General features: G+C 68.3%; 24 protein-coding genes and 2 pseudogenes. 9 read left to right on the top strand and 17 right to left on the bottom strand.

Annotated elements, in window-relative coordinates; genetic code table 11:
* Positions 1 to 52: 52 nt before the first annotated feature.
* From KIV56_RS16580 to KIV56_RS16590, 3 genes are all read right to left on the bottom strand, one after another.
* On the bottom strand, positions 53 to 271 hold the full coding sequence (locus KIV56_RS16580; protein ID WP_281534289.1) for a hypothetical protein: 219 nt from the start codon (positions 269 to 271) through the stop codon (positions 53 to 55).
* Between the two features lies 1 nt (position 272).
* A complete protein-coding gene (locus KIV56_RS16585; protein WP_281534290.1) occupies positions 273 to 572 on the bottom strand; it encodes a hypothetical protein in 300 nt (99 codons plus the stop codon).
* A gap of 165 nt (positions 573 to 737) precedes the next feature.
* Positions 738 to 1,355 (bottom strand): exonuclease domain-containing protein, encoded by a 618-nt coding sequence (locus tag KIV56_RS16590; protein WP_281534291.1) that lies wholly within the window; start codon positions 1,353 to 1,355, stop codon positions 738 to 740.
* 63 nt (positions 1,356 to 1,418) lie between these two features.
* Here KIV56_RS16590 and ychF point away from each other — a divergent pair, with 63 nt between their 5' ends.
* A complete protein-coding gene (gene ychF, locus KIV56_RS16595; protein ID WP_134449502.1) occupies positions 1,419 to 2,492 on the top strand; it encodes a redox-regulated ATPase YchF in 1,074 nt (357 codons plus the stop codon).
* 47 nt (positions 2,493 to 2,539) lie between these two features.
* On the opposite strand, the gene KIV56_RS16600 is transcribed toward ychF, so the two are convergent.
* Positions 2,540 to 3,616 (bottom strand): hypothetical protein, encoded by a 1,077-nt coding sequence (locus KIV56_RS16600; RefSeq protein ID WP_281534292.1) that lies wholly within the window; start codon positions 3,614 to 3,616, stop codon positions 2,540 to 2,542.
* A 225-nt stretch (positions 3,617 to 3,841) separates the two neighbouring features.
* On the opposite strand from KIV56_RS16600, the pseudogene KIV56_RS16605 reads away from it, so the two are divergent.
* Positions 3,842 to 3,925 (top strand): annotated as a pseudogene (locus KIV56_RS16605) (DUF933 domain-containing protein); the annotation flags it as partial.
* Positions 3,926 to 4,071: 146 nt separating this feature from the next.
* Here KIV56_RS16605 and KIV56_RS16610 read toward each other — a convergent pair.
* The gene (locus KIV56_RS16610) at positions 4,072 to 4,551 is read right to left on the bottom strand and encodes a hypothetical protein (RefSeq protein WP_281534293.1); all 480 of its coding nucleotides are present in this window, start codon (positions 4,549 to 4,551) and stop codon (positions 4,072 to 4,074) included.
* 587 nt (positions 4,552 to 5,138) lie between these two features.
* Here KIV56_RS16610 and KIV56_RS16615 point away from each other — a divergent pair.
* A complete protein-coding gene (locus KIV56_RS16615; RefSeq protein ID WP_281534294.1) occupies positions 5,139 to 5,813 on the top strand; it encodes an SDR family NAD(P)-dependent oxidoreductase in 675 nt (224 codons plus the stop codon).
* A 51-nt stretch (positions 5,814 to 5,864) separates the two neighbouring features.
* On the opposite strand, the gene KIV56_RS16620 is transcribed toward KIV56_RS16615, so the two are convergent.
* Positions 5,865 to 6,026 carry a hypothetical protein gene (locus tag KIV56_RS16620; RefSeq protein ID WP_281534295.1) on the bottom strand — a complete coding sequence of 54 codons (162 nt, stop codon included), beginning with the start codon at positions 6,024 to 6,026 and terminating at the stop codon, positions 5,865 to 5,867.
* A gap of 9 nt (positions 6,027 to 6,035) precedes the next feature.
* Positions 6,036 to 6,779, bottom strand: coding sequence for an SDR family oxidoreductase (locus KIV56_RS16625; RefSeq protein ID WP_281534296.1), 744 nt, complete (start codon positions 6,777 to 6,779; stop codon positions 6,036 to 6,038).
* An 85-nt stretch (positions 6,780 to 6,864) separates the two neighbouring features.
* Here KIV56_RS16625 and KIV56_RS16630 point away from each other — a divergent pair, with 85 nt between their 5' ends.
* Together KIV56_RS16630 and KIV56_RS16635 are read left to right on the top strand one after the other, a co-directional pair.
* Positions 6,865 to 7,329: a phage tail protein gene (locus tag KIV56_RS16630; RefSeq protein ID WP_281534297.1), complete on the top strand. Its 465-nt coding sequence runs from the start codon at positions 6,865 to 6,867 to the stop codon at positions 7,327 to 7,329.
* A 336-nt stretch (positions 7,330 to 7,665) separates the two neighbouring features.
* A complete protein-coding gene (locus KIV56_RS16635) occupies positions 7,666 to 8,997 on the top strand; it encodes an HNH endonuclease signature motif containing protein (protein WP_281534298.1) in 1,332 nt (443 codons plus the stop codon).
* 23 nt (positions 8,998 to 9,020) lie between these two features.
* Here the strand turns inward: KIV56_RS16635 and KIV56_RS16640 are convergent, their stop codons facing one another.
* The 6 genes from KIV56_RS16640 to KIV56_RS16665 all read right to left on the bottom strand — a co-directional run bounded on the left by KIV56_RS16640 (position 9,021) and on the right by KIV56_RS16665 (position 14,570).
* On the bottom strand, positions 9,021 to 9,635 hold the full coding sequence (locus tag KIV56_RS16640; RefSeq protein WP_281534299.1) for a DUF2306 domain-containing protein: 615 nt from the start codon (positions 9,633 to 9,635) through the stop codon (positions 9,021 to 9,023).
* Between the two features lie 193 nt (positions 9,636 to 9,828).
* Positions 9,829 to 10,080: a hypothetical protein gene (locus tag KIV56_RS16645; protein ID WP_281534300.1), complete on the bottom strand. Its 252-nt coding sequence runs from the start codon at positions 10,078 to 10,080 to the stop codon at positions 9,829 to 9,831.
* A 33-nt stretch (positions 10,081 to 10,113) separates the two neighbouring features.
* The gene (locus tag KIV56_RS16650) at positions 10,114 to 10,806 is read right to left on the bottom strand and encodes a hypothetical protein (RefSeq protein ID WP_281534301.1); all 693 of its coding nucleotides are present in this window, start codon (positions 10,804 to 10,806) and stop codon (positions 10,114 to 10,116) included.
* Positions 10,807 to 10,917: 111 nt separating this feature from the next.
* Positions 10,918 to 12,918, bottom strand: coding sequence for a LuxR C-terminal-related transcriptional regulator (locus KIV56_RS16655; RefSeq protein WP_281534302.1), 2,001 nt, complete (start codon positions 12,916 to 12,918; stop codon positions 10,918 to 10,920).
* A 137-nt stretch (positions 12,919 to 13,055) separates the two neighbouring features.
* Positions 13,056 to 13,634, bottom strand: a complete 579-nt coding sequence (locus KIV56_RS16660) for an AAA family ATPase (RefSeq protein ID WP_281534303.1) — start codon at positions 13,632 to 13,634, stop codon at positions 13,056 to 13,058.
* Between the two features lie 48 nt (positions 13,635 to 13,682).
* On the bottom strand, positions 13,683 to 14,570 hold the full coding sequence (locus KIV56_RS16665; RefSeq protein ID WP_281534304.1) for a hypothetical protein: 888 nt from the start codon (positions 14,568 to 14,570) through the stop codon (positions 13,683 to 13,685).
* A 474-nt stretch (positions 14,571 to 15,044) separates the two neighbouring features.
* Between KIV56_RS16665 and KIV56_RS16670 the strand changes: the two genes are divergently transcribed.
* Positions 15,045 to 15,617 carry an HhH-GPD-type base excision DNA repair protein gene (locus KIV56_RS16670; protein ID WP_281534305.1) on the top strand — a complete coding sequence of 191 codons (573 nt, stop codon included), beginning with the start codon at positions 15,045 to 15,047 and terminating at the stop codon, positions 15,615 to 15,617.
* 91 nt (positions 15,618 to 15,708) lie between these two features.
* Here the strand turns inward: KIV56_RS16670 and KIV56_RS16675 are convergent, their stop codons facing one another.
* Complete coding sequence (locus KIV56_RS16675; protein ID WP_281534306.1) at positions 15,709 to 16,407, bottom strand: hypothetical protein; 699 nt, start codon at positions 16,405 to 16,407, stop codon at positions 15,709 to 15,711.
* 229 nt (positions 16,408 to 16,636) lie between these two features.
* Here KIV56_RS16675 and KIV56_RS16680 point away from each other — a divergent pair, with 229 nt between their 5' ends.
* Both KIV56_RS16680 and KIV56_RS16685 read left to right on the top strand, forming a co-directional pair.
* Positions 16,637 to 17,065, top strand: a complete 429-nt coding sequence (locus KIV56_RS16680) for a DUF1761 domain-containing protein (protein WP_281534307.1) — start codon at positions 16,637 to 16,639, stop codon at positions 17,063 to 17,065.
* 38 nt (positions 17,066 to 17,103) lie between these two features.
* Positions 17,104 to 17,469 carry a zinc ribbon domain-containing protein YjdM gene (locus KIV56_RS16685; protein WP_281534308.1) on the top strand — a complete coding sequence of 122 codons (366 nt, stop codon included), beginning with the start codon at positions 17,104 to 17,106 and terminating at the stop codon, positions 17,467 to 17,469.
* Between the two features lie 36 nt (positions 17,470 to 17,505).
* Here the strand turns inward: KIV56_RS16685 and KIV56_RS16690 are convergent, their stop codons facing one another.
* From KIV56_RS16690 to KIV56_RS16700, 3 genes are all read right to left on the bottom strand, one after another.
* Complete coding sequence (locus tag KIV56_RS16690; RefSeq protein ID WP_281534309.1) at positions 17,506 to 18,963, bottom strand: FAD-binding oxidoreductase; 1,458 nt, start codon at positions 18,961 to 18,963, stop codon at positions 17,506 to 17,508.
* A gap of 122 nt (positions 18,964 to 19,085) precedes the next feature.
* Positions 19,086 to 19,586 carry a DUF2231 domain-containing protein gene (locus tag KIV56_RS16695; protein ID WP_281534310.1) on the bottom strand — a complete coding sequence of 167 codons (501 nt, stop codon included), beginning with the start codon at positions 19,584 to 19,586 and terminating at the stop codon, positions 19,086 to 19,088.
* Positions 19,583 to 20,056 carry a helix-turn-helix domain-containing protein gene (locus KIV56_RS16700; protein WP_281534311.1) on the bottom strand — a complete coding sequence of 158 codons (474 nt, stop codon included), beginning with the start codon at positions 20,054 to 20,056 and terminating at the stop codon, positions 19,583 to 19,585. Before KIV56_RS16700 ends, KIV56_RS16695 begins: the two co-directional genes overlap by 4 nt.
* Before the next feature lie 92 nt (positions 20,057 to 20,148).
* Between KIV56_RS16700 and KIV56_RS16705 the strand changes: the two are divergent.
* Positions 20,149 to 21,841, top strand: a pseudogene (locus tag KIV56_RS16705) (ABC-F family ATP-binding cassette domain-containing protein).
* The last annotated feature ends 219 nt before the right edge of the window (positions 21,842 to 22,060 follow it).

Here is a 22,060-nt window from a genome sequence, read left to right on the forward strand (position 1 = left end):
CTCTGCCAGCGGCCACCGACACTCACCGCGCAGACCCCGGGAGAGTCGCGGGTCAGGCCTCGAGCGCGAGCGCCTGCGCGAGCATTTCCGGGTCGTTCCGGGTGGTCCGGGAGACGACGAGATGCTGCCGGTTGATCCGCTGGGCGAAGAATCCGAGGTACGGGAGCTGGATGATCGTCGTGAGGCCGCCCCGCCAGGCCGTGACGAGCGCCGGGATGACCCGGTTCTCCGGCAGGGTGCCGAGCGCCGCCGGCATGGTCGTGCGCCACATCTCACACGCCTCCTGGTCGATTCCGGTGTTCCAGAAGTCGGACGGCCAGGTCGAGGTCGAGGTCGCCGCCCACAGGCTCCTCGTCGGTCAGGGTGTCCAGGAGGCGCTGGACCTCCTCATCCGGGATGCCGACGGCCGGTTCGGCCGCGTCGAAGTGGCTCCAGGCTCGCCGCCACTCGGTCAGCCAACGCTGCACGGCGGCGTCGAGGTCGAGGTCGTCCGGCCGGCGGGAGGTGCCCGGTTCCGGTTCGGAGTCGAGCTTCGGGACGGAACCGATCTCAAGCTGCCATGCGCTGCGCACGAAGAGCAGGAAGATCAGGGGCGGCCAGCATTCCTCGACGTTGAGCCTGCATGTCCTGGGGCCAGGGGCTCAGGGGCAGGTCTTCGGAGTCCATGATGGCGGTGCCTCTCGTTCTTCTGCTCGCTCGTTCTTCAGCTAGCTCGTCGTCAGCTAGCTCGTCGTCAGCTAACTCAGGGCCATCGGCCCGTGGATCGCGGCTTTCGCTGCGATGGCGACGGGTCCGATCGCTCCGACCCCGACCTTGGTGATGCGGGCCAGGTCTTCGAGGGTGTCCGCACCGTGCCGCTTTGCGGCGTGGATGATGATGGCGGCGCAGGCCTCGGCGTCGGCGAGGGCGTCGTGGTGGGCGAAGTCCTCGAAGCCGGCCGCCATGGCGGCGACCGGGAGCCGGTAGGAGTCGAGGTGATAGGTGCGGCGGGCGACCTGCAGGCTGCAGACATAGCTGAAGTCGGGCACCGGGAGTCCGGCGACCGTAGAGGCGGTCTTGATGACGCCGAGGTCGAAACCGGCGTTGTGGGCGACGAGCGTGTCGCCGTCGGCGAAGGCGACCAGTGCAGGGAGCTGCTGGGCCCAGGTCGGGGCACCGAAGACATTCGCCGGGTAGATGCCGTGGATCTTGATGTTCCACTTCAGGAACTCGTCGTGGCCGGGTGCGGGCTGGATGAACCAGCCGACACGGTCGGTCACGAGCCCATCACGCACTTTGACCAGCCCGACCGAACACGCGGAGGCGCTCGAGGAGTTGGCGGTTTCGAAGTCGATCGCGGTGAAGTTGAGGGGCACCCCTTCATGCTCTCACGGCCCACCGACAGGCCCGACGGGGCCCGCCCGGTACGATGGATTCTCGTGGCTCTTACTATTGCAATCGTCGGACTGCCCAATGTCGGCAAGTCCACCCTCTTCAACGCGTTGACCAAGAACAACGTGCTCGCGGCGAACTACCCGTTCGCCACGATCGAGCCGAACGTGGGGATCGTGAACCTGCCGGACTCCCGGCTCGCCGCGCTCGCCGCGATCTTCGGCAGCGAACGTCTGCTCCCGGCACCGGTGTCCTTCGTCGACATCGCCGGCATCGTGCGCGGCGCGAGTGAGGGCGAGGGCCTCGGCAACAAGTTCCTCGCGAACATCCGTGAAGCGGATGCGATCGCTCAGGTCATCCGCGGATTCGCCGACCCCGACGTGGTGCACGTCGACGGCGCCGTGAACCCGGCCGGCGACATGGAGACCATCAACACCGAACTGATCCTCGCCGACCTGCAGACCCTCGAGAAGGCCATCAGCCGTTTCGAGAAAGAGGTCAAGGGCCGCAAGATGCCCCCGATCGTGCTCGAGACCGCGCTCAAGGCGCAGGCCGTGCTCGACGCCGGCCAGCCGCTGTCCTCCGCGAAGCTCGACATCGAGCCGATCCGCGAACTCGGCCTCCTCACCGCGAAGCCGTTCATCTACGTGTTCAACGTCGACGAGGCCGTGCTGCAGGACGCTGAGAAGCTCGCCGTGCTCGCCGCCCTCGTCGCCCCGGCGAACGCCGTGTTCCTCGACGCCAAGCTCGAGTCCGAACTCAGTGAGCTCGACGCGGCCGACGCCGCGGAGATGCTCGCCTCGACCGGCCAGGCCGAGAGCGGTCTCGACCAGCTCGCCCGGATCGGCTTCGACACCCTCGGCCTGCAGACCTACCTGACCGCGGGCCCCAAGGAGACCCGCGCCTGGACGATCCACAAGGGCTGGACCGCCCCGCAGGCCGCCGGCGTGATCCACACCGACTTCCAGAAGGGCTTCATCAAGGCCGAAGTCTTCTCCTTCGACGACCTGATCGCCGCAGGCTCCATCGCCGAGGCCCGCGCCAAGGGCAAGGCCCGCATCGAGGGCAAGGAGTACGTCATGCAGGACGGCGACGTCGTGGAGTTCCGCTTCAACGTCTAGCCCGTGCGGCGGGTTGACGGATGGGCTGTTTCCCTATCGTCTGCCTGTCATTCGATCTTCGTCAGCGCGGTGAAGGACGTGGTCTTGTCGTTGTTGTTCTGGCAGGTCTGAAAGAGAAGGTCGTAGGTTGCTGGGATGTCGCGGCCGAAGGCTGTGTCATGGTTCAACGTAGCCACCACACCCTCCACACGGTATCTGCCCGCGTGGATCCCAGTGAGAGTGATCACGGTCCCCGCTGACTGCGGGAAGACAGACCCACCGCAATACCAATGCTCAGCGATCACGGCGACCAGGTAGGCGGCGACGTCCACAGCGCCGTTGCATGCGTCCACTTCGGTCTGGCCGCCGGTGACCCTGACGTTCAACGTGAAGGGGCCGGTGGCCACGGCCGGACGGACCGGAGCCTCCGCCTGACTGGACGGTGCGTGGCTTTGATCGATGATCGGGATGGCCGGGGCGGCCGCCTTTGCCGGGGTTCCCGCCTTGGCTTTCGCGGCAGAAACCGCGTTGGATGCCGCCTTCTTCGCTGCGGCCGACGCTTTGGCTGAGGCGTCAGCAACAGCTTTCGCCTGGTCGCTCTGCCAGGTCAGGACGGCGGTAGTTATCGACGACGACGGTGCGTCCAGGGCGGCGATCGCGGCCGCGAGACCAGCGGAGACCGGGAAATGGTGGACGCTGACGGCGGTGGTCGCAGCACGGAACCCCGCGCCGGGGGAGAGCAGATCATCACCGCGGACGGGCGCCAGAGCAGCAGCGTCAGCCTCCTGGACTTCAGCCCAGGCGGCGTTGATCTGGTCGTCAAGGGCCTGGATGCTGGTGGTGAGAGCAGCGCGGACGTCAGCGGCCGGGACCTCAGCGACGTGCAACGCCAGCGTGGTTTTCGCCGTGGCCAGGGAGGTGGCTGCTGCGTCGATCTGGGTGAGCGCCGACGTCCGCTGCAAATCCAGGATCTTTACGGCTGCTGTATGCGAGGACTGCGCGTCGTCGTAATCGAGCGCGCGCTCCGTATTCACTGTGAACAGGCCGCCGGCCAGCGCGAGGACCAATCCCACGGAAATGGAGGCGGTGATGTTTCGCCGGCGGTGGTCCGGTCGGATCGGTGCCCAAGAGAAATCTTCGTACATGCTGCTCCTTTGTCCAGAGGAACATGCGCGGTGGCCCCGTGCCCAGCTTAGAGAACAGGAATGACACGTCGCGTTCTTTTTCACCGACGGCACGGGACGCCACGCCGTGGGACAGGCGCGCCGGTTACGACTGTTCTGCGACGATTTCTGTCCTCGCCTGGGTGCGGTATCCACAGGTAAGCGCTCACGTCACAGGTCACGATCTAGCCTGGACGAGTCGAGCTGACCTACCTGACCGCAGGCCCCAAGGAGACCCGCGCCTGGACGATCCACAAGGGCTGGACCGCCCCGCAGGCCGCCGGCGTGATCCTGGAGTTCCGCTTCAACGTGTAGTCCGCACTGCAGATTGAGTCCTGATTGAGTCAAGGCGGTTCCGGCGCCGGTGATTTCGCCGCCATTGTGGGTTCAGGAGACTTCGTAATCACGTCCGGCCGCGTCGCAGATCTCGCGGGCTCTCAGGCACCCCAGTTCGGCGAGGGCGTCGTGAGCTGTGTGATGGGTCCGAGTGGGTCGGGAGCGAGGAGCTGGACTGAGAACGTGCGCGCGGATCCTGCACTGTCGTCGGAGGGTGGCAGTGGCACGAACCCAACGCCGATGTTGAGTTCAGATTGGCCTCCGGACGGCAGCCGGAACGAGGTGTCGGGATATCGTGCCTCGAGTTCTGCGGCGCTGTCTCCGATGGCGATTCCGTCGACGGTGCCGATGTGAACACCGTTCACGGCCTCGGCTGACACTCGTACCCACGTATTCGAACTGAATGGTGGCGTCCCCCCAGTCACGGGGTCATTGAGGACGAAGCCGCCCCATTGATACCGTGTCGTAGGTGGCACGTCATTGCGGCCCTCGAAATTCTCCACAATGGGTGCGCTCCCCAGCGCCTGGGAGAGTCCGGCGACCACCTCGCTTGCCGACTGGAAGTAGTCGAACGTGGACACCGTCTTTCCTGATGCATCGCGGAGTTCGATTGACGCGGCACTGACGAAGATGTCCGTCACCGCTGCTGGCGCAGAGGGACGCTCTGATGGGGTGGGGGCCGTCGCTGTTGCCGCCGGAATCGCGGTACCCCGGACGGGATCCGACGAACCCGCACACCCGGTCAGCAGCAGAACGCTCGCAACCAGGGCCAGTGCTGTGAGCGCCGCGCCGCGCCCTCCCGTCACTCTCCGAAAAGTCATACGTCCCCCTCGTTCATCAGGCAAATTACTGCACCCGGGGACATCCTCGCACAGGTTTTCGTGGGTGCATTAGGTCTATGACCAATCCCGAGCGGGAAGTGGGAAGCGAGAAGAAACGTCTCAACTGAGCAACCATGGTCGGCGGACATACTTCGGTCGGCGCCGGTGGTCGATTCCATGGCTCAATCGGGTGGAGGTGCACTTTGACGTTAGGCTCGGGCTCCTTGCGATAGTCATCGCAGCAACAGCAACAGCAACAGCAACAGCAACAGCACCAGCACCAGCACCAGCACCAGCACCAGCACCAGCACCAGCACCAGCAACAGCATCCATCGAAGGAGACCCTCGTGCCTGTCATCGCCATCATCGGAGCCGGACCGGGGCTCGGAGCCGCCGTCGCGCGAAAGTTCGGGCGCGAAGGCTTCTCCATTGCCCTGATCGCCAGGAACCAGTCGAAACTGGACACCATGGCAGCCGAGCTCACCGCCGCCGGCTTCACCGCGAGGGCTTACGCAGCGGATGTCCTCACGCCGGTGTCGCTCGAAGTCGCCCTGGCGCGTGCCGGAGCGGAGCTCGGACCTATCACAGCGTTGCAGTACAGCCCGCTCCCGTCGCGCGACTACCTGAAGCCCGTCCTCGAGATGACTCCGGAGCTGGCCCTGGAGGCAATGCAGTTCTCGGCCCTCGGGCTCATCCACGCGGCGCGTGCGGTGCTGCCAGCGATGCGGGCGGCAGGGAGCGGCAGCATCATCCTGATCAACGGCGGAACCTCGGTGAAGGCCCGTGCCGGCTTTGCCGGCACCTCGGTGGCCTTCCCTGCCGAGAGCGCCTACGGCGAGATGCTTCACGACGTTCTGGCGGATGAGGGCATCAGGGTCAACCAGCTGGTGATTCCCGGCGGCATCCCCCAGCTTCAGCTGGCCAACGGAATCGACGGGGTCGCCGATCGCATCTGGGGGCTCCATGCCGTCGCTGGTCCGTTCCGCACCATGCTCATCCCGCTGGAGGACGGCCGGGAATAGGGCGGTAGCCGCCCGGCCTGTTGTGGCCGGGGGCATCCTCCGGGGGAAGGGTCAGGGTGTGGGCAGGAGGGAGAGCGCCGTCAGGAGCGGTTCCTGCCGGCCGGCCAGGCACACCCTGATCCAGTCCTCGCCGGCGGATCCGAAGGCGGAATCGGGGTCGACGGCCACCCTCCGATGAGCAGGATGTTCCCTGCACACTAGGCAACGTCTCACGCTGTCGTTCTAGAGCTCCTTCGTCAGCCCGCCGTCAATTCTGAAGTCGGCACCCGTGACGTTGCCGGCCCTGCCGCTGGCCAGCAGGATCACGAGGTCGGCTACTTCCGCTGGTTCGGTGAAGCGGCCGGTGACGAACCCGCCGCCGGCTTCGATGATGCGCTTGCGTGCCTCGTCGGGGGAGACGCCCATGGCCTTGGCGACCGTCGACGCCACCCCGGTTTCGCCCAACCACAGCGGCGTCGAGACGGGCCCGGGGCTGACCGTGTTGAAGCGGATGCCCCGGTCACCGAACTCCTTGGAGAGAGCCTTCGAGAGGTTCCAGACCCCCGCTTTCGCGACCGAATAGTCGATGACTCCAGGGTCGGGAAGGTAGGCGTTCACAGACGCGATGGTGACCACGGTTCCCCCTCCTCTCTCGATCGGCAGGGGAATGGCCGCGCGGGTCGTGCGCACAACGGCCATCAGATCGAGGTTCAGGGTGGTGAGCCAGTCCTCGTCGGTCACGTCGAGGAACCCCGTGGTGCGCGGTGTGAGCGCACCGACGTTGTTGACGAGGATATCGAGGCCATCGGCGGCTTCGGCGATCAGCGTGTCCGGGCCGGTCGGGGTCGACAGATCTTCGATCACGTACCAGGATGCCGGCACTCCCATCGCCCCGTACGTACTGGCCAGCGGCCAGGGGCAGTGGATCCATTTTGTGGTGCTTGAGGACAAGGTGAGCCAGATCATCGTGTCGCCGCAGGCCGGCATCGCCAAAGAACTCTGTGGCTAGTTCGATACTCTGAAGGCGGATGCGGCGCTAGCGTGGGCGGCACCACGAACGAAGAGGGGCCGCATGTCCTACATTGTCGACTTCGTGAACGTATCGTCCGTCGGACTTGAGTCGTCGCCGGTGGTCGAAGCGCTCGCCGGCTTACGGGCCAATGAGGCGCGCTACTTCAGGAACAAGTACGACCACGTCTTCACCGTCAGCCCGGTGAGCGATGCTCCGGACGTGCTCGAGTGGGTAAGCCACATCCTCTCGGAGGAGCGCGACATCGTCATCGCCTCGCGCCCGCTCGAGGTGACCTCCTTCGAAGTCGAGGGGATTCGGATGGCTTACGTGTTCTATGAGTCCGGGTTGTCGATCAACGTGATGTACGGCATCGAGGATGGTCAGAAGCGTGCCGTCGGGTTCAAGCTCGCCGACGGCATGGAGGTGCCCGAAGAACTGGCGTCGCGCTTCAAATTCGCACGGCAGAAATCGAAGCTGGCCGGTGTCATTCGGGGCTCGTACTTCGTGATCAAGGGCGAGTACTGAGTCTTTGACCCGTCGATGCGGATCGGCGTCGGCGTAGCTGCGGCCGCTTCGGACGCGGGAGGTCTGCGTGACGGTCTCTCCTCAACAAAGTGGTTCTGACCGGGTTATCCACAGGTGGTTTGTGGGGTGGTGGATGCCCGGGGAATGTCGGTGGTGGTCCGTAGAGTGACCGACATGACAGCTGAAAATACCTCAGAACCCCACCGGGAAAGCCCTCTGGAAAGCCCTCTGGAGAGCCCGGTGGACAGCCCGGTCGACAGCACCGCGGAACCCCCGCCCGGGACCCCTCCCGACCCGAATGTGAACCCACCGCACCTCGGTCTCGTGGAGCCGTCCTTGGCCGATTTCTATGACGCGATCCGGGACGCGGACCGCGAAATCAATCAGGCCACCGCTCGCCGGGCCGACGCGATCTATACCGCCCAGCGGGTGCTGGCCGATGTGGGGCGCGCTCGGGCGGAGGCCGCAGAACGCACCGGTGGGAGGGGCCCGCTGTGGTCGCCGGAAGAAGCCACGAAGGAGGAGTTCGCCTGCGAGGTCGGGGCGCTGCTCCGGCTCCCGCGGCGCACGGCCGAGACCCTGATCGAAGCCAGCCGCACCCTCGCCGAAGACCTCCCCGCCACCCGGGAAGCCCTGACCTCCGGGTCGATCAGCTACCGGCACGCACAGGTGATCATGGACCAGGCCTGGGGTATCCGCATGGGGGACGATCCGGAGGCGGCCGCCCGGGCCCGCGCCGTGTTCGAGGACGTCCTCGTGCCCGCTGCGGAAGTGCTGACCGTGGCAAAACTCGCCGACAGGGCACGGCGGGTGCGGGAACGCACCCACCCGGAAACCATCACCGCAAGGCACCAGAAAAGCGTCGAGGACCGGCACGTGGTCTTCCAGGCCCTCAACGACGGCATGGCCTCCCTGTATGTGACCGGGGACGCCGAGAAAGTGCAGGCCGCCTACCACCGCACCCTCGACGTGGCCCTCACCCTGCAAGGCCCGGACGAAACCCGCACGCTGACGCAGATCGCCGTAGACGTGCTCACCGACGTCCTGACCGGCGGCGTCACCCCGGACGGACTCGGAGCCGGCGTGGCCGCGCAGGTCAACGTCACCGTTCCCGTCCTGACCCTGCTCGGCAAAAGCGAGGAACCCGGGTACCTGGCCGGGTACGGACCCATCGACCCGGAGACCGCGCGGCGGCTCGCCGCGGGTGCGCCGAGCTTCACCCGGCTCCTCACCCACCCCGAGACCGGGGTCGTGCTCTCGATGGGACGCGACACCTACAAGGTCCCGGCAGCGCTCAAGAAATGGCTCGAGGTGCGGGACGAGACCTGCACCTTCCCCGGCTGCCGCCGCTCCGCCAAGCGCTCTGACCTGGATCACAGTGTGGAATGGCAGCACGGCGGCGAAACCGACGCGATGAACCTCGCCCACCTCTGCCCGTACCACCACGCGGTCAAGAGCTACACGAGGTGGTCGCCGAGACACCTCGGCGATGGCCGGATCGAGTGGACGTCCCCGGCCGGGTACAGCTACATCGTCGAACCCTCCGCCGACATGAGACCACCGCGGAAACCCACACCCACACCCACACCCACACCGCCGGTCCCTGTCGTGGACGTCTGGAACCTCGACTCCGAACCCGACGACCCCGACAACCCGACACGCTTTTAGAAAAAGACGTGAGCCGACGCGGGCTAGCCCCGGCGACGACGGCGCCGAAGGATGAGATGCTCGGCGACCGCGAGGTTCAGGACCCAGGCGGCACCCATCAGGACTGCGCGGGACAGCTCGTCCTTGGGCCCGAAAAGGATCGCCCCCGGGATCAGGAGCAGGGCCTGGGTGCCGGCGGCGACGGCGAGCGCATAGGCGCGCGTCATCCACTCGCCGTGCCTGACGAAATCGTGGCGCACGATCGCGCGGATACCGAGCAGGAGGCTCACGGCCATCGCAGACCCGAAGAAGAGCCGAATCACGCCGAGGGCGATGCCGTCACCGGGCGGGTGCGGGTAGAACACCACCATCCACAGGCCGGACAGCGCGGAGAGCAGGCCGGCGGGGATGAGGATCCGTCCCGCCACGCGGTGCCACCTGCCCGCCCGGCGCCGCAGGGCGGGAACGAACTGGAGGGCGCCGAGGAGGCAGAAGACGGTCACGCTCACGATGTGCGTCGTGACGAGTACGGGGGAGTCGAGGAACCGTGCGTTGTCCTCGGTGGCGGCGGCGGCGCCCCCGTCAGCTCGGTGAGGCGTGCGGCTCCGGCGAGAATCGGGATGAGGCTGAGCAGGATCAGTGCGGCCGGTGCGAGCCATTGCTGCCGGGGAGCCCGCGCCGGCGTGCGGGTTCGATCAGCGCCGGGAACGGCGCCAGTAGGCCTGTCCGGTGTCGCCGTGTCGTGTGTCGACAGGCCTTGCGTCGGCAGGCCTTTTGGCTTCCTGTCGTGTGTCGACAGGCCTGATGTTGCCGCGTCGTGTGTAGGCCCGGCTCGGGTGATCTTGTCCCTCGTCATCGGTCACTTCTCGTCAGGAGGTTGACCGAGATCAACGTGGCGCCCAGGTCTCCGACCCGTCGCAGCAGCCCGTGCAGGGCGGCCTGGTCCACGATCGTGCCCGTGAGGGTTGTTGTTCCGTCGCTCTCTTCGGTCAGCCGGAAGCCGTCGAACCAGTCGGTCCAGCAGGCATCCAGCTGACCTTGCAGACGGATCTCATATGTGTCGAGTCCACCGCGCCCGAGGGGCGCCCCGTGTGGGTTTTTCATGTCATTGCTCCTCGGTCGTCCGGCGAACCCGGGTCAGACCGTCGGCGTCGTGTCGAGGCGTGCGCCGGTGTGGGTCACCTTCTGGGGTTCCGTCGTTGTGCGCAGGTTCGTCCACAGGGAGTATCCGAGCCAGATCAGGGCGAGGCCCATGGGGATGGCGGCCATGCGTTCGAGGGCGTGCGGGAGAAGTGCGCCCGCGATGGGCGTCACGGCCGCTGCGACGATCAACAGGATGCCGGCACCGCGAGACAGGACCCGGGCGCGGAGGATGGAGATGCCGAACAGGAGCGCACCGACGACGTACAGCAGACCGCCGACCTGCGGGAGGGCCGCGAGAGGGCCGAGGTCGTTCACGGCCGGGTAACGGCCGAACAGGCCGACGATGTCCACGGCGAGCTGGGGGGCTGCGGTCGCGACCAGCGGCGCGATGAGGGCTTCGGTGAAGTTGAAGGACGCCTGCAGGATGAAGAAGAGTCCGAACATCAGGTACGCGATCAGTCCGAGCAGCCCGAACTTTTGCACCTGCCGCAGGTAGATTCCGGTGAGGCCGATCATGGCCAGAACGGCCATGCCGAAGCTGAGGACGTGCACCGTGATCCACATCTGGGTGGAGAGTGAGGCGACCACGTCGGCGGGGTGGATGAACTGGATGACGATGTAGATGAGCCCGGCGAGTGCGGCCGCTCCGGCGGCCGCGCGGGTGAGGGTGGATGGCGTGATGCTCATGGGAGGCTCCGATGCTCTGTGTGGCCCAGGCGGTTACCTGAAGACACCCTGAATCTAGGGAGACATGTGATGACAGGGCATCACCCTGTGTGGTGATCGGGGTGGTGATTGTCAGACGAGGCCGAGTCCACCAGCGCGACGGATCGCATCCGCCCGGCTGGTGACCTCGAGTTTGCCGAAGATGTGCCGGGTGTGGGTGCGGAGGGTGTTCACGGAGACGTACAGTTCGCGGGCGATCTCCGGCCCGCTCAACTCGGTCGCCAGCAGCCGGAGCACGTGCAGTTCCCGTTCGCTCAGCGCTTCGGCGAGCGGCCGGGCGGATGCCCGCGGGCCGTCGACGTGAACGAATGCGTCGCTGAGGCGGCCGACATAGCCCGGGGCGATTCCCGCGACGGTCGCCGAGCGGAGCAGCGCCGCCATCGGCTCGCCCTCGTCCACGAAGAGTCGCAGGTACCCTTCCGGTTCTGCCTGGGCGAGGACGCGCGCGAGCGGGCGGAGCGCCAGGTCGGTGTGGCCGGCCGCCGAGTGCGCCAATGCCTGCAGGACAAGGATCTCGTTCACCCGTCCGGCCCGGCCACCGGCATCCGCCGCGGAGAGCAGCCGGTCGAGCAGAGCCACAGCGGCATCGAGGGAGCCGGCCTGTGGATCGGACGCGTGCCGCGCGATCGAGAGCCTCGCCAGCGTGAGGTGCTCGAACTCGCGCAGGTAACTCGGCGCATCCGTTGTCGCGAGCCCCTGGCCGTCTGCCCAGCCCTGGGCCTCATCGAACCGTCCCTGCTTGATCCACAGCCGGGCCTTCATCGCACCCAGCGGCCGCACCTCCGGGAAGAACCCGGGCCGGTACAGGCGCTCCGCGGCGCCGAGCGCATCCAGGGCGCCGTCGAGTCGTCCCTCCGCCTCGTCGATCCGGGACATCGCCACGAACCAGCGATACCGGTTTTCGGGCAGCGACGCCCGCTCGCCGAGTGCCTGGCTCATCAACAGCTGCTCCCGGGCCGCGGCCAGGTCGGAGCGTTCGCGAAAGAGCTCACTGACGGCGACGTGCAGGTCGGCCGTCGACTGGGGAACCGTCTCTCCCTGCTCCGCGGCGAGCCGCAGGGCGTCCTCGCAGGCGCGCTCGGCGTCCCGCAGCCGCCCCTGCTGGGTGAGGAGGTCGACCATGACGATCGTGGTACCGAGCATGTCGGCGAGGTTGCCGGACCGACGGAGGCTCGTGGCGACCTCGCCGAACGCGTCGACCGCGGCACCGAGGTCGCCGCCGGCCCAGGACGCCAGTCCCAGGAAACCGGCGGCAGCGCCGCGCCCGAAGTGGTCGTCGGGGCCGGCGAGATCGAACGCTCGCCGAGCCTGCGCCTGGGTTCCCGGGACGTCGCCCCGCGCCTGCGCGACCGCGGCCCGGTACAGGGCGATCGTGACGGGCAGTATCCGAAGTTCCTCGCCGGCCGCTGAATCGTGGGCTGGCGTGCCGTCGTCCGTTGTGGCTCCGAGCGCCCGTTCGGCGTCCGCCAGCACGGGTTCGACGGCATCCACCTCGCCGGACACGAGCAGCGACCAGGCGCGGTAGACGCCCAGAACGGGCCTGCGGCCGATGACGTCGCCCGGGAGCAGCGCAAGCCAGCCGAGCAGGGTCGCATCCTGCCTGCTCTTGCGCACGCCGGGCACCGTCGACTCGATCACCCGGGCGGCCCGCCCGAAATCCCCGGCGGCCAGGGCATGAGCGATCGCGTCCTCCAGCAGCCCGTTCTGCTCGAGCCACTCGCTGGCGCGTCGGTGCAGGTCCGGCACCCGTTCGGCACCGTCCGCCAGCATGCGGGCCGTCAGCACATCCGCGAAGAGGTGGTGGTAGCGGTACCACTCGCGCCGGTCGTCGAGGGGGACGACGAAGAGGTTGTCCCGTTCGAGGGATGCGAGCATCTCGCCGCTGTCGGAACGGCCGGTGACCTGGTCGCAGAGGGGGGCGCTCAGCCGGCCGAGGATCGCGGTATCGAAGAGGAAGTCGCGGACGTCCCCGGGCTGGCGCTGCAGCACTTCTTCGGCGAGGTAGTCGATCACGAACCGGTGACTGCCGGTGAAACCCTCAATGAACCCGCCGACGTCCGAGCGATCCCGCATGGACAGTGCCGCGAGCCTGCAGGCCTGCAATCCAGCCTTCCGTCCGGGTTTCGAGGGCTGCGACGTGCACGGGGGAGAGCTCGAGGTGCATGACCTCGTTCAGGAACGCCGCGGCTTCATCGGGGGTGAAGCGGAGGTCAGCCGCACGCAGGCTCGGTCAGCTCACCCCGAGCGCGCAGCCGGGCCAGCGGCAGCAAGGGGTCTGAGCGACTCATGATGGCCAGGTGCAGGTTCGGCGGCAGGTGATCGATCAGGAAGACAAGGCCGTCGCGGATCGTACCGTCCTCGATGAGGTGGAAGTCATCGAGGACCAGGACCATCGGGTACTGTGCTGCGGCGACATCGTTGATGAGCGCGCCCAGGGTGCCCTCGATCGACGACAGCGGAAGTGCGTACGCATCCGCTGCGACCGAGGCATCGGCGCGGTGCAGTGCCGCGACGAGGTAGGTGAGAAATCGTGAGGGGTCGTTGTCGCTCGCGTCGAGCGAGAGCCACGCGACGTGAGCGTCCGGTTCGTCGTCCAGGATGTCGGCGATCCACTGGCTCACCACCGTGGTCTTGCCGAATCCGGCCGGCGCGGAGAGCAGGGTCGCTCGGTGACCGGAGTGGAGCCCCTCCCGCAGACGCTCGAGGAGACGAGGGCGGGAGACGGCGTTCGGTCGGGGAGACGGGATGAAGAGCTTCGTGGCGAGGACGGGCAGAGGCGTTTCGCTCATTCGCTCATCAGAGCACCTCGGTCGGATTTCGGCAATAACCGCCCCGCATCATGTGGCGGGTACGGCGGCGACAGTGAGTGCCTCGAAGTCCGCATACAGTCGTTCCACTTCCGTCCGCGCCGCCGGGGCCGCGGCTTCGGCCGCGTCGAGTTCGCTCTGGCGCCGCGACTGGTCTGACTCCCTCGTCGCGAATTCGGCCAGCCTGCCGGCCAGGTAGCTGCCGTACGGCTCACCGCCCGACGTGGCGTCGGAGTCGGCGACGTAGGTGCGGGCGCGGACCTCCGGGGAGAGAGCGTTGTACTCATCGGCCTGCCGGTTGTACCCGTCGCGGTCGGCGGCCAGTTGTGTGCGGTCGGCCTGCAACTGCGCGCTCGCGTCAGCGTTCGCCTGTTCCTGGACGGCGAGGGCATCCGCTTTCGCACTGTAGCCGGCCTGGAGTCCGTCCCAGAGGGCGCGGTCCGCGTCGTGGATCGCGACGAGCGCACCGCGGTCGCGGAAATACGGGGCGTAGTAGGCCTCGAGGGCCGGGTCGACCGCATCGGCGATCTCGGTACCGAAATACGCGAATTCCTCCGTGGACCGGTTCTCCGCTGCAGACCCCACCGAAGAATCGACGCTGGCCTGAATTGGGTCGTCCGCTGCAATAGTGGACCAGCGTGTGTCGAGGAGCGCGTCGAGGCGAGCCTGCTCCCCGGAGGTGAGCCGGGCGTACGCGGCGTGCAGGAACTCGTGCGCGGCCGTCACCACGATCTGGTCGGCCAGCCGGGCGTCGCCGGGGCGGAAGATCGCGATCCTTCCGAAGCTCTCTCCGAGCCCGTAGTAACACCCGACGGTGGCAAAGTCGCCACCGTGTGCCCCATCGGGGTTGTCGTCGCATACGCGACGGAAGTCGCTGCTGTCGAGGAGCCTGCGGGTGCGCGGCGAGGAAGATCTCACGCCCTTCATCGCTGAACCCGATCCGGTCGGCGATCTGTGCAGTCTCCGTCGAGAGGGAGTAGGACGTGAGCGCGGAAAGCGGATTCGACGGCAGCGCCGTGAGGACCAATCCCGCGGCGGCGGCGCCCGCGATCACCAGCCCGAACGCGATGCCCCGCAGCCGCCACCGGGGCGGTCGCCGCGCTGGAGGCGGAGGCCAGCCGTGGTCGGATTCGAAGAGCGTCACCCGCGGAGTATGACACGCGCGCGTGAACCTGGAGGCATCCGCTCCGGTCGGCTCACTGCACCCGCCCCTCAAGAGGGGTACCGTCGCCGCCGCGCCCGAATCGGCGGCCCGCGCCTGCCGTTTCAGGCGCGGGCTGCCGCAGCAGGCGCGGTGGTCCCTGCTGCTGCCGGTGTGGGTGCGCACGGGGCGCCTGCGGGTGCTCACGGCCACTCCGCGCAGGCCTGCGCTCCCGGTGCCACAATGGCCGCATGACGCTGCACATCACCGGCGACGCCGCCGCAGACACGCTCCTCAGTGAGGACCCGTTCGCCCTCCTGGTCGGGATGCTCCTGGACCAGCAGGTCCCGATGGAGACGGCCTTCGCCGGGCCGGCCAAGATTCGGGACCGGATCGGCACCCTGGACCCGGCGGCGATCGCCGCGTTCGACTCCGATTCCTTCGTCGAGGTGTTCCGGACGACGCCGGCCGTGCACCGTTTTCCCGGCTCGATGGCCGGACGGGTGCAGTCTCTCGCCGAGGTCGTCGCGAGGGACTGGAACGGCGACGCCGCCGCGATCTGGACCTCCGGGGCCCCGGACGGCGCCGAGGTCCTGCGCAGGCTCAGGGCGCTGCCCGGTTTCGGTGAGCAGAAGGCGAAGATCTTCCTGGCGATCCTCGGGAAACGATTCGCTCTCGCAGCACCGGGCTGGCAGGAGGCATCGGCGCCGTACGGGCAGGACGGCTCACACGCATCCGTTGCCGACATCGTCGACGCCGAGTCGCTCGCGCGGGTGCGGGAGACCAAGCGAGCGGCCAAGGCGGCCGCGAAGACGAAGGCCTAGCCTCGCCGCTGCGGACGCTGCGGACGCTGCGGACGATGCGGACGCTGCGGACGTTCCGGCGGGCGGATGCCGGTGCCTGGCCCGACCCGGGTCAGCAGTAGAACTGGCCGAGGCCAGCGGGGGCCGCGATCGCGGACAGGACTCCACCCTGCCCGACCAGGGCGGCGCCGCCGTACGGCTTGCCTTCCCCGTTCCGGCCGGCGACCTCGAAGACGAGGGGACCGGTGCCGTCGTTGTACTCGTCGATCTTCTGGTCGGCGGGGAGGGCCGCGGCGCTCGCGGTGACATCCGTGCCGACGACGAGGCCCGTGCTGGACTGCACGGTCACCCCGGTGTCGCCCACCTGTGCGGAGCGGGCCTGGACGGTCCAGGTGTAGAGCGGCGGGTTCTCGGCGTCCGGAACGTTGACGAGGAACCCGGCAGCCCAGGTGTACGTGGTTGCCGCTCCCGAGCAGCCGGTCTCGGGATCGGTGCGGGCGACGGTCGGCGCGACGCCGATCGCAGCGGAGAGGAAGGCCACCATGGCCTGGGCGCCGCCCGAATACGGGGACGTCGCGATCGTCGCGCCGGTCGCATCGACGGTGCTGACGGTGAGCGCGCCGATCGACAGGCCGGCGGCGCTCGCCGTGGCGGTGGGAGTCGGCGTAGGCGAGACCATCGCAGGGGAGGACGTCGGTGTCGCCATCGGGGACGAACCGGCCGCGGCGCCCCCGGTAGCCGGCCCGGCGCATCCGCTCAACAGGAGCGCGGCAGTGAACGCTGCAGCAAGGAACAGGACCGGACGTTTCATCGTGCATCCCCCATCACGGTGACGACGAAAATCGCCCCTGACCAGAAGCTTCGCACGGTTTCCTTCCTGTGTCACTGTCGAAGATGTGCCCGTCGAGAATCGCCGGGGGAAGGGGCACTTGGACATCGGTGATTCTCCATGCCGGCGTCCCGCGAGCGGCGGCTGGCTGCGGACGTCCGCTTGTCGATACAGTCGAGTTCTTCGTACCGGACGACCGATTGGAACGATCGTGGACCTGACCCACCTCAACTGGCTCGCCATCCTGGCCGCCACTGTCGCAGCCTTCATCGCGGGCGGTATCTGGTTCGGCCCGAAGACGTTCTTTCCGGTCTGGTGGAAGCTGATGGGCAACGACCAGGCGGCAGTGCCGGGCGCCGGCAGCAACATGGCCGTCGTCTTCGGCGCGACGGCCATCGCCGCGTTCGTCGAGGCCGTGAGCGTCGCCGTCGTGATCTCGTTCGTCGCGCCGGCCACTCCCGGTTTCGGCCCGCTCCAGGGCGCTCTGACCGGCTTCCTGCTCGGCCTCGGGCTTGCCGCGGCCTCATCGCTGTCGCACCGGCTCTTCGCCGGGGTCGGGTTCCGGGTCTGGCTGATCGAGGTCGCGAGCGACGTGCTCAACCTCACGATCATGGGCCTGATCATCGGCAGCTGGCGCTAGCCGACCGGGTCGCGACCCCGCTCGACTACGGTGGGGAAGTGACCGATACCCTGCCCCCGTGCCCCGAATGTTCCAGCGACCTCGCCTACGAGATGGGCGCACTGCTCGTCTGCCCGCTGTGCGGGCATGAGTGGGCCGCCTCTGACGCGACCGGGACCGTCGAACCGGGTGAGGCATCCGCCGAGCGTGTGATCACGGATGCCTTCGGGACCGTTCTCGCGGACGGCGACACCGTCACGGTGATCAAGGACCTCAAGGTCAAGGGCAGCTCGACCGTGGTGAAGGTCGGCACGAAGGTGCGCGGCATCCGCCTGGTCGACGGCGTCGGCGACCACGACATCGACTGCAAGATCGACGGCGTCGGTGCGATGCAGCTGAAGTCGAGCGTGGTCAAGAAGGCCTGACCCGGGTCAGCGTGGTCAAGGTCAGGCGACCACTCGTCAGTCCTCGTCGCTCGTGGCGCCGCCCTGCTGCGCCGCTGGTGCCGGGGTGCCTCCCGGTGCCGTGCCGGCAGACGGGGCATCGACGCGCGGACTGATGTTCTGGTTGACGCGGAAGACGTTTTCCGGGTCGTAGACGGCCTTCACCTCCGCGAGCCGCTCGTAGTTCGGGCCGTAGTTCTGCGCGATCCTGCCCTGGTCGTCGGCGTCCATGAAATTGATGTAGCCGCCGGGCTCTGCGAAGGGGTGCAGCGCCTCCCAGTACTCGCGCACCCAGCGGATGTTCGCCGCATTGTCCGCGGGATCGTGCCACATCCCGGCGATGACCGGCGCGAAGGCAACGTTCCGGTAGGCGAACGCCGTCGCCCCCGGCGCGACCCGCTGCACCGCCCCGTCGATCGGGTAGTAGTGGTTCGCGGACTCCATGCTCGGCACCCGGCTGCCGAAGTCGACGGCGACGCCCAGCGCGTCGTCGGTCAGGGAGGCGAGGAAGTCCGCCTTCCAGTACGCCTGCATGCCCTTGGGCAGCATCGGGTCGAACAGGCCGTTCAGCACGGGGTACGGGAGCGGCCCGACAAAGGAACCGGCGACGGGCGCGGCGTCGAGGATCGGCTGCCAGCGCTTCTCGCCCTCGTCGAGGGGGCCGGTCCAGGCGCCGACGATGACGCAGACGGGCTTGCCGTGCCACTGCTCGGGCAGGAACGGCACCGGCGGTCCCTGGTGGAAGCCGAGGAACACGCCGAACTCCTCCGGGGCGTTCGCGATGAAGTCCCGGTAGAAGCGGCCGACGGTCTCGGCCTCCGCAGCGGGGTAGATCACCAGGCCCCCGTAGATCGTGTCGACCGGGTGCAGCCGGAATTCGAGAGAGGTGACGACTCCGAAGTTGCCGCCGCCGCCGCGCAGGGCCCAGAACAGGTCCGCGTTCTCGGTCTCACTCGCCACGAGGAACCGTCCGTCCGCGGTCACGACATCCGCCGAGAGCAGGTTGTCGCAGGACAGCCCGTATTGCCGGGAGAGGTACCCGATGCCGCCGCCGAGGGTGAGCCCGGACACGCCCGTCGAGCCGATGATGCCGCCGGTCGTGGCCAGGCCGAAGGCGTGGGTGGCGTGGTTGAAGTCCGCCCAGGTCGCCCCGGGCCCGGAACGTGCTGTCTCCGTGGCCGGATCGACCCGAACACCGGTCTGGGCCGTGAAATCAACGACGAGGCCACCGTCGACGGTGCCGAAGCCGGGGGCGCTGTGCCCTCCGCCGCGAACGGCGACGGGCAGTTCGTGTTCCCTGGCGAAGGCGACGCTCGTCATCACGTCGGCGACCTGCGAGGGCCTGACCACGACGGCCGGACGTTTGTCGATCATTCCGTTGTAGACGGCTCTCGCGTCGTCGTACCCCGGATCGTCCGGTCCGATCACGGATCCGCGGACGCGTTCACGCAGAGAGTCAAGGGTGAAGGACGCCATGATTCCTCCTTTGGACGGCATGCCCGGAACCCGTCCGAGCCCTCACGGCGTCCGTAGTACACCCGTCGCGAGTCGCGGTCAAGGCCCCGCAGAAGGTTGGGAACCAGGCCCGTCGTCAGTCCCTACTTCGTGCCGTCGACGACCGGCGACCACACGGCCCTGGCGCCGGAATCACCCACGACGACGACCGAGACTACGGATCCGACGCTCGTCAAAGCGACCGCGACAGCGAGTACGACCGTCAGGGCCGTACGGGTCCCCGCGGAGGGAATTCGTGCGCCGTACTTCTGCCCGGTCCCGAAATAGCGGAACCAGAGCCACTGGGCCGCAGCCACGAGGAACAGCCCGAAGATCCACGGCCGCACGGTCTCGCCGATGGCGACGTGCGCCCCGCTCAGCGCGGTCGGGGTGATGATCTGCGCCAGGGCCTCTCCGGCCTGCACGGTCAGCAGGGTCGCGCCGAGCGCGGCGAACGCGAGCAGCGGCGTGACGATTCCGAGCCGCCGCCGGGCGGCCGGCCAGACCAGGGTCAGGATCGTGCAGAGGGCGGCCAGCGGGATCAGGACCACGCTCGCGTGCACGAGCAGGGGGTGCAGGGGCAGCCCGGCGATCACCCAGTTCATGCGGAAGCCATCCGCTGGACGGACTCTGAATCGATTCGCCGTGGTTCTCTGATGATCGTGCCCTTCCTCGGGGTGGACGAGACCACCCTATCGGGCGGGCCGGTCACGCCGCTCAGCGGGACTGGCGGCGGCCCTTGGGCTTCGGCGCCCCCTTGACCGCGGGCGCCCGGCCCTGGCCCTTGGAGGCTTTCGCCTTCCCGCCGGCCTTCGCCTGGTTCTGCTTCTGGGGCGCAGCCGGTGCTGCGGGCTTCCGCACCACGGGACGCGCGACCTCGAGCAGGCTCGAGACCGGCGCTCGTCAGGGTGGGCACGTCGTCGACGGTGACGAACAGCTCGCCGCCGACCTCCTCCTCGAGTTTGCGGATGGAGATCAGCAGGGTGGCGCGGGTCATGTTGAGGGTCTTCGCCGCGGCACCCCAGTTGGTGGCCTCGGCGGTCGTGACGAAACGCCGGAGCAGGGTGGTGTCCACAAGAAAGCCCTTCGAACTGCCGTCGTGCCGGTCACGGGGCAGTAACAGGCTACGCGGTGCCGGGAGAACAGGCGCAATGAGACCATGGAGTAATGACCGCAACGCTCGTGGCCAAGGGCCTCGCCGGCGGGTACGCGCACCGTACCCTTTTCGACTCTCTCGACCTCACCGTCGCGCCCGGCGACGTCGTCGGGGTGGTCGGGGTCAACGGTTCCGGCAAGTCGACGCTGCTGCGGCTGCTCGCCGGCCGACTCGCCCCTCAGGCCGGCAGCGTCGGGCTCTCCCCGGCGGATGCCTTCGTCGGCTGGCTGCCGCAGGAACCGGACCGCACGCCCGGCGAATCGATCGCGGACTACATCGGCCGCCGAACCGGGTGCGCCGAAGCGAGCCGAGAGCTCGATGCCGCCGCCGCCCTGCTCGCGGGTGAGGCGCCCGTCGATGATGGCACCGGCGGCGATGGCGCCGCCGGCGGTGGCCCAGACGACCGCGACCCCGGCGACGTCTACTCAGCAGCGCTCGACCGCTGGCTCGCAAGCGGCGCCGCCGACCTTGACGAGCGGATGCCCGCCCAACTCGCCGACCTCGGCCTCAGCCTCGCGGCCGACGCGGCGATGACCTCCCTCTCCGGTGGCCAGGCCGCCCGGGTGGGCCTCGCCGCCCTGCTGCTCAGCCGCTTCGACGTCGTGCTCCTCGACGAGCCGACCAACGACCTCGACCTCGACGGCCTCGAACGCCTCGAGGCGTTCGTGCAAGGGCTCAGGGGCGGGGTCGTGCTCGTCAGCCACGACCGGGAATTCCTGGCCCGCTGCGTCACCCGGGTGCTCGAACTCGACCTCGCCCAGGGCGCCAACCGGGTCTTCGGCGGCGGCTACGACTCCTACCTCGAGGAGCGCGAAACCGACCGGAGGCACAAGCGCGAACACTACGAGGAGTTCGCCGAGAAGAAGGCCGACCTCGTGGGCCGCGCCCGGGTGCAGCGGGAGTGGTCGAGCCAGGGCGTGCGCAACGCGATGAAGAAGTCGCCGGACAACGACAAGATCCGGCGGAAGGCATCCGCTGAATCGAGCGAGAAGCAGGCGCAGAAGGTGCGACAGATGGAGAGCCGGATCAAGCGCCTCGACGAGGTCGAGGAACCGCGCAAGGAGTGGCAGCTCGACTTCACGATCGGCGAGGCGCCGCGGTCGGGCGCGGTCGTCGCGACCCTCAACGAGGCCGTGTTCCGCAGGGGCGGGTTCACCCTCGGGCCGGTGTCGCTCCAGGTGAACGCGGGGGAGCGGATCGGAATCACCGGGCCGAACGGGGCGGGCAAGACGACCCTGCTCGGCGCCCTCCTCGGCCGGTCGGCGCCCGACAGTGGCACGGCGAGCCTCGGAGCGAGCGTACGGATCGGCGAGATCGACCAGGCCAGATCACTCCTGCTCGGCTCGCGGCCGCTCGCCGAGGGCTTCGAAGAGCTCGTGCCCGACTTGTCGACCGCCGAGGTGCGCACCCTGCTTGCCAAGTTCGGGCTCAAGGCCGACCACGTCACCCGGCCGGTCGGCGAGCTGTCGCCGGGGGAGCGCACCCGCGCGGCCCTCGCCCTGCTCCAGGCCCGCGGCATCAATCTCCTTGTCCTCGACGAGCCGACGAACCACCTCGACCTCGCCGCGATCGAGCAGGCTCGAGCAGGCCCTCGAGAGTTACGAGGGCACCCTCCTCCTGGTCACCCACGACCGGCGGATGCTGGCCACGGTCCACACCGACCGGCACTGGAAGGTCGTCGCAGGCACCGTCACCGAATCCTGAGCGCCTGCTCCGCGCATCCACCCCGCCCGTCGTCGCCCCCACGTCGCCCGCGCGACGACCGTCGGCGCACGACCGCGAGAGCACACTTGTGGCCCTCAAACCCCCTCCTTAAGGGCACTTTTCGTACTCTCGCGGGTGGGTGAGGGGAGCGGATGTGCGGGGCGGGGGTTGGTGAGGCGGCGCGAGCGTGATTGGCTGGGCACGTGACCACTCTGCCGA

Source organism: Cryobacterium breve (genome assembly GCF_027594785.1).
Taxonomy (GTDB): Bacteria; Actinomycetota; Actinomycetes; order Actinomycetales; family Microbacteriaceae; genus Cryobacterium; species Cryobacterium breve_A.

What these genes read in the sequence shown, in the direction of transcription:
- KIV56_RS16580 (WP_281534289.1), bottom strand. Translation starts at nt 271, where the DNA reads ATGTGGCGCACGACCATGCCGGCGGCGCTCGGCACCCTGCCGGAGAAC.
- KIV56_RS16600 (WP_281534292.1), bottom strand. Translation starts at nt 3,616, where the DNA reads ATGTACGAAGATTTCTCTTGGGCACCGATCCGACCGGACCACCGCCGG.
- KIV56_RS16625 (WP_281534296.1), bottom strand. Translation starts at nt 6,779, where the DNA reads ATGCCGGCCTGCGGCGACACGATGATCTGGCTCACCTTGTCCTCAAGC.
- KIV56_RS16630 (WP_281534297.1), top strand. Translation starts at nt 6,865, where the DNA reads ATGTCCTACATTGTCGACTTCGTGAACGTATCGTCCGTCGGACTTGAG.
- KIV56_RS16640 (WP_281534299.1), bottom strand. Translation starts at nt 9,635, where the DNA reads ATGGCTCGCACCGGCCGCACTGATCCTGCTCAGCCTCATCCCGATTCT.
- KIV56_RS16645 (WP_281534300.1), bottom strand. Translation starts at nt 10,080, where the DNA reads ATGAAAAACCCACACGGGGCGCCCCTCGGGCGCGGTGGACTCGACACA.
- KIV56_RS16650 (WP_281534301.1), bottom strand. Translation starts at nt 10,806, where the DNA reads ATGAGCATCACGCCATCCACCCTCACCCGCGCGGCCGCCGGAGCGGCC.
- KIV56_RS16655 (WP_281534302.1), bottom strand. Translation starts at nt 12,918, where the DNA reads ATGCGGGATCGCTCGGACGTCGGCGGGTTCATTGAGGGTTTCACCGGC.
- KIV56_RS16660 (WP_281534303.1), bottom strand. Translation starts at nt 13,634, where the DNA reads ATGAGCGAAACGCCTCTGCCCGTCCTCGCCACGAAGCTCTTCATCCCG.
- KIV56_RS16670 (WP_281534305.1), top strand. Translation starts at nt 15,045, where the DNA reads ATGACGCTGCACATCACCGGCGACGCCGCCGCAGACACGCTCCTCAGT.
- KIV56_RS16675 (WP_281534306.1), bottom strand. Translation starts at nt 16,407, where the DNA reads ATGAAACGTCCGGTCCTGTTCCTTGCTGCAGCGTTCACTGCCGCGCTC.
- KIV56_RS16690 (WP_281534309.1), bottom strand. Translation starts at nt 18,963, where the DNA reads ATGGCGTCCTTCACCCTTGACTCTCTGCGTGAACGCGTCCGCGGATCC.
- KIV56_RS16695 (WP_281534310.1), bottom strand. Translation starts at nt 19,586, where the DNA reads ATGAACTGGGTGATCGCCGGGCTGCCCCTGCACCCCCTGCTCGTGCAC.